Source organism: Bacillus cereus group sp. MYBK195-1 (assembly GCF_051916605.1).
GTDB classification, from domain to species: Bacteria; Bacillota; Bacilli; order Bacillales; family Bacillaceae_G; genus Bacillus_A; species Bacillus_A cereus.
The window spans coordinates 268,970-282,155 of the sequence record NZ_JBQAGZ010000003.1; the positions used below are offsets into that span (position 1 = coordinate 268,970).

Here is a 13,186-nt window from a genome sequence, read left to right on the forward strand (position 1 = left end):
CGTTTGGGCGAAATTTATATTTATAAATGGAGGGGTTCGTAATGAATCAGTTTCAACATGAATTACAAACATTAAACCTTAATGATTATCAAACTGGTAATGTTGTGTATTGGGATCAACAACAAAGTCAATATCCATATTATTACATCCAAGGCGATGCACGTCGTTGTGGCGGATGCGGAGGTTGTGGTGGACGCTGTGGCGGTTGTGGCGGCGGCAGATGTGGTGGTTGCGTAGGTTGTGCCGGATGTTTTGGTTGCTTTAATTGCTGGAACTGGTGGATCATTTAAGTATAGAAGATCAAAACTATTTTACATGAAAGAAAGGTGTAAATACTGTTTATACTTTTCTTTCATGCTGTAATTTTGTATTAGGATTAAGGAGGATTTATTTGTATACATACGAAAAGTTGACTTCTTGGGTAGAGAATATAAAAGAAAAAAATCATAGTTCTGCTACAGCACTTTGTATTATAAAAAATAATAAAGTCGTATTAGAGCATTATAGCGGTTATCACTCAAATACAGCGACTAATAAAAAAGTAACTGCATCTTCGCAGTTCAACGTTGCTTCTGCTAGAAAAAGTTATTTAGGATTAATGATAGCGTATGCGCTTTACGAGGGGAAAATAAACTCTATTGATGATGAAGCGATAAAATATTTTAAAGACTTTGATCCTGCATTGCTTGGTAAAACAACGATAAGACATTTAGTAACACATTCGCACGGATTAGAAGAAATGAATGACGGGACAATTTTTCGTGAATTTGAACCGGGACAAGCATGGGCATATAGAGATATTAATGTAAGAATGATGACACGTCTTATTTATCAGCTATATAACAAAAGTTTTCCTGAATTGTTAAAGGAGCGTGTTTTTAAGCCTGCTAATTTTCAAGAAACAGGTTGGAGAGTTCAGCGAGATGAAAATTTAGTTGGCGTTGTTAATAATCCAAATGAAGACGCAATTAGTGAAATTGGTACGGTAGATGACGGTACTGAAAAAAATTTGTTTGTCTCAGCTAGAGAATTTGCTTATTGGGGCAATCTTCATTTAAATCAAGGTGTGATAAATGGTAAGCAAATTGTGCCAAAAGAAGTTATAAAAATCGCTACGAGTTTGCAGAGTCCAACATATGTAAATAAAGAGCTACCACAAAATGGCTTGTTTTGGTTCGTTCAAAATGAACCTGCACAATTAAGCGAACTTGGTGAACGTGTTCCAAAAGGGTCATATCAAATATTAGGGATTACTGGACCGACTATTTTAGTAATACCTGAATATAATGTAGTTGTTGCAAAAATGTATAACAAAAGATATAACTACGGCGGTGATAATTACTTATATTATTTACGTGAATTTAGTAATTTAGTCGCTGATACATTTAGTAACGGTAATAGGGCATAATTACTCCTATAACAAAAAGGAGTGATTGTAAGTGAAAGGTAAAGTGAACAAAAATAAAAAACAAAATATAAAAGATGTAAATACAGAGCAAAATGCAATTTATAGCGATCCTAAAGATGCAGCTAATATGCAAACTGTACCGCAGCCGAAGGATTTTGATGAAATCGAATATTAATTTTTCATCCGACTATATGATGAATGAAAAATACGTCTTAAGTCTCATCACATATAAGAAATTATTTGATAACATATATACATAAGCATTTGAAAATGGCTTATCTTAACAAAGCTTTCTTTAGAAACATCTGATATAACCTGCAAAAGACACTTCTTTATGAAGTGTCTTTTTGTGTATATGAACTTAATTACCATTTTCCGTACAGTATCTTGCAATTTACGATGGATATACTAACTGTGAAAATCCATGTCAAGATAAAAGAAGGGGACAGTTAGTATGAAACAAACTTCTATAAATCCATTACTAATTGTTCTAGGTACAATCATTGTTCAAATTGGCCTTGGAACAATTTATACATGGAGTTTATTTAATCAACCCCTTGTAAGTAAGTTTGGATGGAATCTTAATTCAGTAGCGATAACTTTCTCTATAACAAGTTTTTCTTTATCATTCTCAACTTTATTTGCAGCAAAATTGCAGAAAAAATTAGGACTTCGGAAACTTATTGCTACTGCAGGAATTGTTTTAGGACTCGGCTTAATACTTAGTTCACAAGTTTCTTCCTTACCACTATTATATTTATTAGCTGGTGTTGTTGTTGGTTATGCGGATGGAACAGCTTATATTACATCACTATCTAATTTAATTAAATGGTTTCCAAATCGGAAAGGGCTTATTTCAGGTATATCTGTATCAGCGTATGGAATGGGCAGCTTAATCTTTAGGTATATAAACGGAAATCTTATCGATAACCTTGGTGTATCACAAGCATTCTTATATTGGGGTATTATCGTGTTACTTTTAGTGTTAATCGGATCGTGCTTCTTACATGAGGCAATTGTAAGTAATGCTGTAACTGAAACATTGCACAATGACTATACTCCGCGTGAAATGATGCGAACGAAACAAGTATATCTGCTATTTTTTATGTTATTCACCTCGTGTATGGGTGGTTTGTATTTAATCAGTATGGTAAAAGATATCGGTGTACAACTCGTTGGACTTAGCGCAGCAACCGCTGCAAACGCCGTTGCTATGATTGCAATTTTTAATACAGTAGGTAGAATTATTCTTGGAACGTTATCAGATAAAATCGGCCGAATGAAAATTGTCTCTGCAACGTTTATTATTATAGGATTGTCAGTCTTTACTTTAAGTTTTATTCCACTAAATTACGGAATCTATTTTGCTTGTGTAGCAAGTGTCGCCTTTTGCTTCGGCGGTAATATAACTATATTCCCAGCTATTGTCGGAGATTTCTTTGGATTAAAAAACCATAGTACAAATTACGGGATTGTCTACCAAGGTTTCGGATTTGGTGCGCTTGCAGGATCATTTATTGGAGCGATACTCGGGGGATTTCAACCAACTTTCATTATAATCGGTGTTTTAAGTGTTATTTCCTTCATTATTTCAATATTAATCCGCCCACCAAATGTAGAAAAGAAAAAGGAACTAAAACATTTACATCGGAAAGTAGCTTGATACTAAAAAGAGTCCTAATATAGGGCTCTTTTTTATGTAGAGAGAATAGAGTTATTTAATTTAAAATGAAATGATTTGAGAAGCAATAAAGTTGTTTATTTCTTGATGAACTAAGTAGCAGATACGTAGAATATTCATATTGTTTTATAAAGGAACTAACATGTTGTTAAAAAACATTTAGAAAATTACAGTTAACCAACTTTGTGATGGAACGTTCACTTCATTCATAGATCATTATTTTCTTATAAGTTTACAATGAAAGTAGTTGGCTTATATTGATTACAACCATAATTTCTTCTGTTGTGGCATTCGCTACAACAAATATTGATGACATTTTTATACTGCTTGTTTTATTTTCACAAGTAAGAACAGAAGTAATTAGGAAAGAAGGAAGAGCTGTCCGCGAAAAAGCTATGAGAAAAAAGCTTTATATTGTTATTGGACAATATGTAGGGTTTAGTATGATAATTTTTCTAAGTATCGTTGGGTCTTTAAGCTCTTTTTTTATTCCTGTTTCGTGGATTGGGTTATTAGGATTCGTACCAATTTATATGGGGGTTAAAGGACTATTCTCGCTTCGTTCTAACAAAAGTAATGAAGTTATTGATAACACTTCCGATTCATTATTTAAAGTAGCTGCGATTACATTAGCCAATGGAGCTGACAATATCTCAATTTATATACCAATGTTTGCTAGTCAAACTCTTGAAGCAAATATCGTTACATTAGTTATCTTTTTTTCCATGATAGCGATAGGGTGTTTTATTAGCTACAAATTGATAAGAGCTCCTATTCTAGCTAAAGCACTTGAGAACAATTGTCATATTATTGTTCCAATTGTTCTAATTGGTTTAGGAATGTGCATTCTTTTTCGCAGTGATACAATTGGACTATTTCATTATTATTTAGAAAAACGGTTAAAAAGTATATAGAATTTGTTAACGTTAGTATTTGGAATACAAATGCAATAAGGGCGAGGTTATTATTAATTTCAGTATTAATTGAATCAATTTTTATACTAAAACTGCAAGAACGTACTTTGGATAATCTTCCTGAGGTACGTTCTTTTTTATATCAGTAGCCTATTCTTATTAACTCCACCAATAGCAGTAAAGGCAAGACTTAACTAACTTATATATATTAAAAGGAGTTAATGGTAGAATGAATAGAAGACAGAAAATTCCTTTTATTAAAAATAGAGGAGGTACATATGAAAAAAGTTAATGTTACATACGCGATTTTGTACGATAAAACTAATGAAAAGATCTTAATGGTAAAAAACAAAGGGGAAAATGGTTCTTATTATACATTACCAGGTGGCGCAGTTAAACTAGGAGAAACATTAGAAGAAGCAGTAATTCGAGAAGTAAAAGAAGAAACAGGGTTACATATAAACGTAAACGGGATTTTTTCTATCAGTGAAGCCTTTTTCGAGGAAAGAGATCATCATGCAATTTTCTTTAATTTTCTAGGCGAAATAATCGGCGGGGAGACATATATATCAAGGCCAAAAGAAATCGAAGAGATTACTTGGATGGAATTACATATAGCGGCACAATATTTACGCATACCAGAACATTTACTATATTTATTACAAAAGAAAGAAACAGTACCTTATTTTTTTAACGGAACAATCGTTCATCAATCTTCATAAAAATATTATCTCATGTAAGGCGGGGAAAACATGGAGTTTATCGTTAATCACAAACAATTCACTCAAGCACTTTCAGAAGTCAACAAAGCAATATCAACAAAATCTTTAATTCCTATATTATCTGGTATAAAAATAACTGCAGATCAATCTGGAATTACTTTAATTGCAAGTAACTCGAATATTTTTATTGAAAAATTCATTCCTGTTTTAATTGAAGACGAAAAGATTGCAACTATTTTAAAGGCAGGAACTATTGTTGTACCTGCAAAGTATTTCATTGAAATAATAAAGAAAATGCCAAGTGATATAGCAATAAAAAGTAAGAATGAGCAAATTATTAAGATACAATCAGAAGAAATCACATTAAGTTTAAATGGATTTCCTGCAGATGAGTTTCCGAATGTACCGCTTATAGACAATCATGCAGAAATCAAGGTAGAGACAGAGCAATTGATTGAAGTATTTAAACAAACAGTCTTTGCGGTAGCAAAAAATGAGTCTAGACCTGTTCTTACTGGGGTGCATATAGAGTTATCTAATAATAAGTTAATTTGTGCTGCAACTGACTCACATAGACTAGCGATACGCGAAACATTACTTTCCTCAGATGTAAAAGCAAATTGTATTGTACCAAGCGCAACCATTAGTGAACTTCTAAAATTAATGAACAGCAATTCGGAATTCGTATATATCTACCTTTCAGAGAGTCATATTATATTTACGCTCGGAACAACTACATTATATTCAAGACTAATTGAAGGGAAATATCCTAATATTTCTAACCTTATTCCAAATGATTTTAAAACGATTATTAACGTAGATAGAAAAAAGATATTACAAGGTGTAGACCGATCAAGTTTATTAGCAAGTGAATGGGCTAATAACAATGTTAACTTAGAAATCATAAACGAATCCACAATTAAAATTTCTTCAAACGCTTCTCAAATTGGGAAAATATCTGAAACGCAACAAATAGATGCGATTCAAGGTGAAAAACAATTAAATATATCTTTCGATGGGCGTTTTATGGTTGATGCTTTAAGAGCAATAAAAGAAGAAACGATTACTTTAAGTTTTGGAGGTTCTATGCGACCGATATTGATTGAAGCAGGAGAGCAATCTGCAGCAGTACATCTTATATCGCCAGTAAGAGCTTATTAAGGATAGAGGAAGGGATTAATAGACAAAGCAGCAATGGTAATCTGAAATACAAAGCAAAATAATAATAACCTGAATATAAAAGCCATAGATTAATCGATATGGGGTGAGTACGATGAAGAAAATAATTGTTTTACTCATGGGTATAGTTTTAATTATTTTTGCTTTTTATCAATACAACAAAAAAGACTATGCAGCTAAAAGTACTAACTTGTATGTAGAAAACTTTAAAGGGGAAAATGATTCAATAAAAATACAATCTGCTATTAATAAAGCAGAGTCTAGTAAAATTAAAACTGTATTGCTTGATGATAAAAAGTATAAAATCACGTCACCAATCATTGTTAAAAAAGGTGTGAAATTATTATTTGGTTATGGATCCCAATTTGTAGTTGAGGGAAACTTTAGAGTTTTAGAACTAGAGAAAAACGCATCCATTGAAGGAGCGTATATAGCTATTGACGATCCTAAATTTAACTCTGAAGTTATTTATTTAGACGGTAAAAATAAATATTATAACACTTGGAACAAAACACAAATAAAAGATATAAATATTATCAATTGGACGGAAACGAATAAAGGTACCGGAATTTCTTTATACTCTGCTGGAAAAGAAAATGAAATTTCGTTTGTTAACTTCGAAAATATTAAAGTTGTAGGAATGGAAACTGGACTGAAATTAGTAGCGAAAAAACCGAGCACCGGACAAGCTTGGATAAATGCCAATCGTTTTATGAACTTTTCTTTAGAAGACTGTGTAAATATGATTTATATGGATAGTCAAGTAACTGCGCCAAATGAAATTAGTGGGAATCAATTTACAAACCTTCAAATACAGCCTTCAAATAAAACAAAAAGCATTATACAGGCAAGTGGTCAACATAATGAATTTCATGGGATGGTGTGGGATTTAAATAAAATAAAACATGAAAACGAACTCATTGAACTGACTGATAAGAGTATGAATACAGTGGTTGAAATGTCCAGTGTACCAGCAAATAGAGTATTAGATAGTGGGAGATCCAATATAGTGAAATAAGTTTAAATACAGAAAAAAGAGCGAATTCTTTATAAGAGGATTCGCTCTTTTTATATTTTAAAATTAAATTTCCTTCCACCAAGCGGATAAAGGATAGTCTGTAGATTTTAACGTAATAGATTCGCCAATTTGTGGCGTTGTAATTTTAACTCCTAAACGGTTAGCTTCTTTCGTAACACGTTCTATCGGGTCACTCCATTCGTGTAATGCTAACGTAAAAGCACCCCAATGAATCGGAAGAAGTAATTCTCCTTTAACATCAATATGAGCTTGTACCGTTTCTTCAGGCAACATATGAATCGCAGACCACCTCGGATCATATTGCCCGCATTCCATTAATGTAAGATCGAATGGACCGTATTTATCACCAATTTCCTTAAAGTGAGGGGCATAACCGCTATCACCACTAAAGAAAATTTTAGTCTCTTGACCAAGAATAAGCCATGAACACCATAATGAACGATCTCTATCTGTCATACCACGTCCAGAGAAATGCCTTGCAGGCGCACATACTAACTTAATATTATCAAACGTAATTTCGTCCCACCAATTATGCTCACTAATTTTACTAGGTGAAACACCCCATTTAATAAGATATTGTGCAACTCCAGTTGGAACATAAAAGTGTTTTGCGCGATTTTTTAACTGCATAATACTTTTGTAATTCAAATGATCATAGTGATTATGAGAAATGATAATCGCATCAATTTCTTGAAGGTCATCACGTTCTAAAGAAAAAGCACCACTATAGCGTTTACTATTAAACAAAGGAAATGGGGAAGAGGCATCTCCAAACATCGGGTCTAATAACAGTTTTTTACCTTCTATTTTCAAAAGAGAAGCAGAATGGCCAAACCATGTAACACTCTCTAACGCTTCATTATCTTTATTTGATAAAACAACAGGCAAATCCTTTATAGGACGCAGCTTTGATTTCATTTTAAAGTAATCCGTCATTAAACTTATAATATCTTTCGGTTTAAAACTCATATCAGTATGAATTTGATTTGTATATTTCTTATTCATTCGTTCTCCTTTTTACGATTAACAATTTACGTATGTTGTTATTGTAGCTATTTGTAGTTTAAACTATATTATTTTACCTTTCATCTAAAATGCCTTGTATTTCATAAATCCGTCAAATTCATTATTTGTATCTATAAAGTACAAATCGCATAGCAGCAGCTAAGACAAATATTAAGTACATGTAAATTGTTTTTATTTAGTAAATTCCTTCTTATACGCAACAAAGAACATATGTTTCATTGTATGTTATAGAAGAAAATATGTCTCTAATAAAAGAAAGGAAGGAGAGGATGTAAGTGCAAATAGAGCGAAAAAAGAAATCAAAATGTAAACTATCAAAATCTGAGATAACGCAGCTATATGCAGAGGGGAAAAGCACCTCAGAGATTGCTACACTTGCTAATGTGTCTGCAAGGTATATTCGTATGGTTTTATCAGACAGCAACGTCCCAAGGCGCGCTATAGGGAGTTGGAAGAGAAAGTATGACATAACAGAAAATTATTTTAAAACGTGGTCAAATAACATGGCTTATATTTTAGGATTTATAGCAGCTGACGGCGTTATACAAAAAGAAAACCAATGTGTCAGTATATCACAAAAAGAAAGTTATATTTTAGAAGATATAAAAAAAGAACTAAAAACAAACCAGCCACTTTATCAAAACAAAAAAACAGGCGTATATATGCTAAATATTAATAGCAAAACAATAAAAGACGATCTTATGAACATACATGGAATCAGGCCATGTAAATCATTTAACATCGAATTTCCTTTTGTACCAGAAGAATATTTGCATCATTTTGTTCGTGGGTATTTTGATGGGGATGGTTACGTCAAGTATGAAACTTATACAGTTAATTTCGTAGGTGGATCATATAACTTTATGAATTCTTTACATCAAATTCTTCAAAATCGCAATTTACGAGCCGATTTACTAAATCAAAACAAACATTATCGCGTTATTTTATCTGGAAGAAAATCAATACAACTATTTTCAAATTGGATTTATAAAGACAAAGATATTTATTTGCATAGAAAATATGAAGTGTTTCAGAAAGAAAGTCTGAGTTTAGATCAATTACAAGATCGAAAATTAAAACAAACTCAAACTGCCGTTAAACAAAGAAAACAAAATTTCCTTGAAGAATATATGAAAAATAAATGTAATGCTACAACTTGTTCAAATTTAGAAATAAGCGAATCGGCTTTCAAACGTTGGCTAAAAAATGATAATCAATTTAAAAGAGATTATGAAAAGATTAATTTAACAATGTCCACTAGCGATAACTAAATATAAAATCCTAAAAAACCTTAGAATAGGTATGAAGATAGTTATTCTAAGGTTTTTTATTTTTAAATCATAAAGGATTCTTAATTTTATTGATTGAATATAGTGAATACATAGATTTTACAATTTTCTTGATAAAAAAGGAGAGAGACACCTTGCGAAAGAAATTTATCAATCCAGAAACGATGCCACCAACTTTTGGATATTCACATGTAATGGAAGTTAGTAACGCTAAACGAACAATTTACATATCTGGACAAGTAGCGATTAATGCTGATGGTCAAATAGTTGGCGTTGGCGATTTAGCTACACAAATGCGACAAGTATTCGAAAACCTCAAAAGTGCATTAGAAACTTCGGAATTAAAATTTAATGATGTAGTAAAATTAACATTTTTCTTAACAGATATTTCTCAAATGGCCACTGTTAGAGATATACGAGATCAATACGTTGACACAAAGAATCCACCAGCAAGTTCAGCTGTCGAAGTTAGAAAGTTAATTAACGATAACTTATTAATTGAAATTGAAGCAATTGCTGTAGCAAACTAATTTTAAGAACTTATTCGTAATCATATCAATGCAATTCGTTTAATGCGTTCAGTTAAAACGAATTGCATTTTTTATTGTCTTAAATATAATTTATATCTGGAGACATTTTCATCAACAACTTATAAAACAAACAACTAAACAATCCATCATACAGAATGATTAAAAAGAACGAGGGGAGGCTAATCACAAAACAAACTTATTTATAATAAGTTTGTTATTTAAAGTTAGTTAACATAATATATATTATAGGTAGTTATAGAAACAAAGCGATATCAGGTATCAAAAACCAAGTAAACTATACTTAATGAGATGAAACAGAGATTTTTAGTGAGATTTACACAAAATTTTATCTAAACGAATTTCTACAGTTTTTATCATTTATTTTGCTATAAATCCTTCACAGCAAATTCAAATCAATAATCCATTAAGAATTATCGAATCAAAAACATTTTTGATCGACAAGAAATTTTTTATACAGAAAAATTATTGCTATACAAAATATAAATTATTATATTCATTTTATGTTTTACTTTATGAATTTGTTGCTATTTACACACGTTTTATAACTTTAGATTATTTGTTGCTATTTATGCTTGACTTTCATTACACTCATTGTTTTTTATTCTAGTTAACATAACGCTTATTTTTAACATAAAAAAATCCTCCTCACCTTCAGGAAGATTTTTTGTTTGCTATTATTTTATTTATATCCTCTAGTAACAATCCCAATTGTAAATGACATTGGAAAAATCTAGATTTAACAAATCTTCCTTACGTATAAAGAAATTAGCAACGCCAGAATCTCCCCACATAATATTTAATGAATCATCTGTATCGATTTGCAGTAATAATATATCATGTTGTTGGTATTTTTCTTCCCATTCTCTCGGATCTGTCTGTGTAAAAAATGGATAACCACCAATTTTATGTCCTTGATCTTTACATAAATCATCATACAGTTCGCCTAATTCTGTATTATTTTCTTCATCAACAATTTCTTCCCAATCAATTTTATCACTAAAAATCATTTCAAATCGATAATCTCTTGGTGTTACTGGCTGATATGCCAACTCAAACTTTAGTTTTGCTGCTTCAGGTATGATAAAGTCTTCTAATTCTAAAGTGTTTAAATAACTAAAATCAGTAATTACCTTATTTAAATCTTCTATAATTGTAGAATGATAAATAATTCGAAAGTCTTTTTGGATTGTTGGATGATCAAAATCTGCTCCATAAAGCTCATCATCAGCACTTACGAAAAACTGTAACATTCCCTTTTGAGGCATATATTCAACATGCGGAATTTCTTCAAAGTTTAACTGCGCAAGCAGCATCATAGGTTGTCCATTTGAGTCTTTAGGATGCTCTTGATCTATAGGTAAATACGGATATCCACCAAATTTACTTTCAAAAAGCGTTGTCTCTGCTTGCGTTCCAGACACTTTAATATACGGTTTCACACTTTCTTCTAAAATACTACGATACTGTTCTAGTTCTTTCGGAATTTGAAGTTGATACGTATTCTTCACTACATTTGCCTCCCTTTAGTAATGAATTGAAAATGCCTAACTTAATTATATAGTAAGCGATAGCTTAATTGAAAATCGTTAAAAATCCATTTTCACCCTCATTTTTTGCGCGCTTGGCGGACAAAGTAAATTATGCTTTAAAACCTTTTTATTAATAGTTCGAATTAATTCCGCTGCTTCTGTAGTATTTGTATTTTCTTTTAGTCTTTCTTTTAAATCGTCAATTTCTTTTGAAAGCTCAATCCACCTAGGCAAAACATGATTATTTGCTAAAGTTCTATAAAGTTGCTTTTCAGGATTGTAAGAAAGATCTTTATCGAGATTAAGAGGTTTACCTTTACCAGGTAAATTATTAAATGACCCTTTCTTTTCTGCCTCTTTAACGATAGAACTAATATGATCCTCATACGTATAGGACCAAACTTTTTCATCTTTTACTAAAATCTCTTGCTTTTTTAGTTTTTTATCTAGTTCTTCTTGATTCATAGCTTTTCTCGCCACCACACGCTATCATGACCGCCTTAAAACTCTTCATAAGTAATTTGGATATTCCTTTTCTTTTAAAGCTTTATACAGACATCTATTAGCCGTTAAAAGAGGTTTGTTTTCAAGTTCTCCTACTGCTATGTAAGAATAGAGATGAGTCGCATTAGAATCTATTGATTAAATTTGATTTTCAATCCAAGGAATTTTATTTTCATAAGCATCTTTTTTCCAATGAACGGATCCAGACATTGACAACACATTTCCGAAAATATGTGGATTTTGAAGTGCTGCATAAAAAGCTGCTAAGCCACCAAGGCTGAAACCAGCAATTGTTGTATGTTTTGCTTTTTGATACACACGATATTTAGTTTGAATCCATGGAAGTAATTCCTTTGTTAAAAATGAATTCATTTTATCGTTATAAGTTAGCTCTTCTAATCGATCGACAGGATCTATAGCAACAGCAATACAAGATGGGATTTCTTTTTCGTAAATTAAATAATTAAGTGTTTTTGTGATTGAAAGGTCATTAATGAATGAGTTCCCATCAAATACAATGAGAAGTTCTTGAAGATGTGAAGTGTGAGAATAATCATGAGGCGTATAAATATGAATTTTGCGTGTGTTATTTAAAATCGAACTATAAAAAGAATATGTTTCAATCTTTCCGGATGGATAATCATTTGAAGGAAAACGACTGCTATACTGCACGTCCATACCTATTTTTAACACAGACGCTTTATTGGTACCTTCTCCATCACCTCTCTTTCTCCTTTGTAGTATTCTATATGTAATTTTTTCATTAGAATCCCTATATAAAAGTAGTCGTAAGTTATGTGTTTAGAGAAGTTATTGATTAGAAAGATGATCAATTGCTTGAATAGAAAGTTCCAATGATTTTATTCTTCTTTCTAACAGTGTTCTTTGAGGACTCCCAAGCTTTGACTTAACATAAATCTTTTCAATTGATGGCAACAAACCAATTAGAACATTTCGAGCGTCTGCTAAATCCTCTTGGGTGTAATGATGGGTTTCTTGATTCCAAATACTTTCTAACATAGCTAAGCCGATACTAGCTGCTTTGAGTCTTTTTTTCACTAATGTAGTATTTGCACCTTTTTGAGTCATCTGAGATAGTGCATTTTCAAGTTTACGGATTGTTGACTGTAAAGACTGTATAGATTCTACTTTATCTACATTTGATACGTTTTCCATATTAAACCTGTCCCTTCTTCGTTTCTAAATTAGTTTTCTTGATATTTGATAATACCATTTAGAAGCGAATTTTACTTGAAATATTTGAGTTGGACATGAATTGAAAGGAAAACAGCTAACAAGCTTCTATCTCCTCCCTCTTACATATTCTATATGTACTTCTTTTTT

The 13,186-nt window shown here is 31.6% G+C and carries 14 protein-coding genes and 1 pseudogene; 10 read left to right on the forward strand and 5 right to left on the reverse strand.

What is annotated here, in order from left to right:
* Window positions 1-41: 41 nt before the first annotated feature.
* The 8 genes from ACTFRY_RS17130 (at window position 42) to ACTFRY_RS17165 (ending at window position 6,922) form a co-directional block, all read left to right on the forward strand.
* Entirely contained in the window at window positions 42-290 is a 249-nt protein-coding gene (locus ACTFRY_RS17130; protein ID WP_001071345.1) for a heterocycloanthracin/sonorensin family bacteriocin, read from the forward strand.
* 101 nt (window positions 291-391) lie between these two features.
* Entirely contained in the window at window positions 392-1,408 is a 1,017-nt protein-coding gene (locus tag ACTFRY_RS17135; protein WP_098616615.1) for a serine hydrolase domain-containing protein, read from the forward strand.
* Between the two features lie 31 nt (window positions 1,409-1,439).
* Window positions 1,440-1,583 carry a hypothetical protein gene (locus ACTFRY_RS17140; RefSeq protein WP_098616616.1) on the forward strand — a complete coding sequence of 48 codons (144 nt, stop codon included), beginning with the start codon at window positions 1,440-1,442 and terminating at the stop codon, window positions 1,581-1,583.
* Between the two features lie 279 nt (window positions 1,584-1,862).
* Window positions 1,863-3,071, forward strand: a complete 1,209-nt coding sequence (locus ACTFRY_RS17145) for an L-lactate MFS transporter (protein ID WP_098616617.1) — start codon at window positions 1,863-1,865, stop codon at window positions 3,069-3,071.
* A 275-nt stretch (window positions 3,072-3,346) separates the two neighbouring features.
* Entirely contained in the window at window positions 3,347-4,003 is a 657-nt protein-coding gene (locus ACTFRY_RS17150; protein WP_098616618.1) for a cadmium resistance transporter, read from the forward strand.
* Between the two features lie 278 nt (window positions 4,004-4,281).
* Window positions 4,282-4,725: an NUDIX hydrolase gene (locus ACTFRY_RS17155; protein ID WP_098616619.1), complete on the forward strand. Its 444-nt coding sequence runs from the start codon at window positions 4,282-4,284 to the stop codon at window positions 4,723-4,725.
* 30 nt (window positions 4,726-4,755) lie between these two features.
* Window positions 4,756-5,886 carry a DNA polymerase III subunit beta gene (gene dnaN / locus ACTFRY_RS17160; protein WP_098616620.1) on the forward strand — a complete coding sequence of 377 codons (1,131 nt, stop codon included), beginning with the start codon at window positions 4,756-4,758 and terminating at the stop codon, window positions 5,884-5,886.
* Between the two features lie 112 nt (window positions 5,887-5,998).
* Window positions 5,999-6,922, forward strand: a complete 924-nt coding sequence (locus ACTFRY_RS17165) for a hypothetical protein (RefSeq protein ID WP_098616621.1) — start codon at window positions 5,999-6,001, stop codon at window positions 6,920-6,922.
* A 63-nt stretch (window positions 6,923-6,985) separates the two neighbouring features.
* Here the strand turns inward: ACTFRY_RS17165 and ACTFRY_RS17170 are convergent, their stop codons facing one another.
* Window positions 6,986-7,948: an MBL fold metallo-hydrolase gene (locus ACTFRY_RS17170; protein WP_001037078.1), complete on the reverse strand. Its 963-nt coding sequence runs from the start codon at window positions 7,946-7,948 to the stop codon at window positions 6,986-6,988.
* Between the two features lie 296 nt (window positions 7,949-8,244).
* Between ACTFRY_RS17170 and ACTFRY_RS17175 the strand changes: the two genes are divergently transcribed.
* Window positions 8,245-9,240, forward strand: a complete 996-nt coding sequence (locus ACTFRY_RS17175) for an LAGLIDADG family homing endonuclease (protein WP_098616622.1) — start codon at window positions 8,245-8,247, stop codon at window positions 9,238-9,240.
* 152 nt (window positions 9,241-9,392) lie between these two features.
* Window positions 9,393-9,788 carry a RidA family protein gene (locus ACTFRY_RS17180; RefSeq protein ID WP_098616623.1) on the forward strand — a complete coding sequence of 132 codons (396 nt, stop codon included), beginning with the start codon at window positions 9,393-9,395 and terminating at the stop codon, window positions 9,786-9,788.
* Between the two features lie 713 nt (window positions 9,789-10,501).
* Here ACTFRY_RS17180 and ACTFRY_RS17185 read toward each other — a convergent pair.
* The 4 genes and pseudogenes from ACTFRY_RS17185 to ACTFRY_RS17200 form a co-directional block, all read right to left on the reverse strand.
* The gene (locus tag ACTFRY_RS17185) at window positions 10,502-11,317 is read right to left on the reverse strand and encodes a YwqG family protein (RefSeq protein ID WP_098616624.1); all 816 of its coding nucleotides are present in this window, start codon (window positions 11,315-11,317) and stop codon (window positions 10,502-10,504) included.
* A gap of 78 nt (window positions 11,318-11,395) precedes the next feature.
* Window positions 11,396-11,803 (reverse strand): DUF1992 domain-containing protein, encoded by a 408-nt coding sequence (locus ACTFRY_RS17190; RefSeq protein ID WP_431603266.1) that lies wholly within the window; start codon window positions 11,801-11,803, stop codon window positions 11,396-11,398.
* 45 nt (window positions 11,804-11,848) lie between these two features.
* Window positions 11,849-12,562 (reverse strand): annotated as a pseudogene (locus ACTFRY_RS17195) (alpha/beta hydrolase); the annotation flags it as partial.
* A 90-nt stretch (window positions 12,563-12,652) separates the two neighbouring features.
* Window positions 12,653-13,018, reverse strand: coding sequence for a hypothetical protein (locus ACTFRY_RS17200; RefSeq protein ID WP_000432685.1), 366 nt, complete (start codon window positions 13,016-13,018; stop codon window positions 12,653-12,655).
* Window positions 13,019-13,186 lie beyond the last annotated feature (168 nt).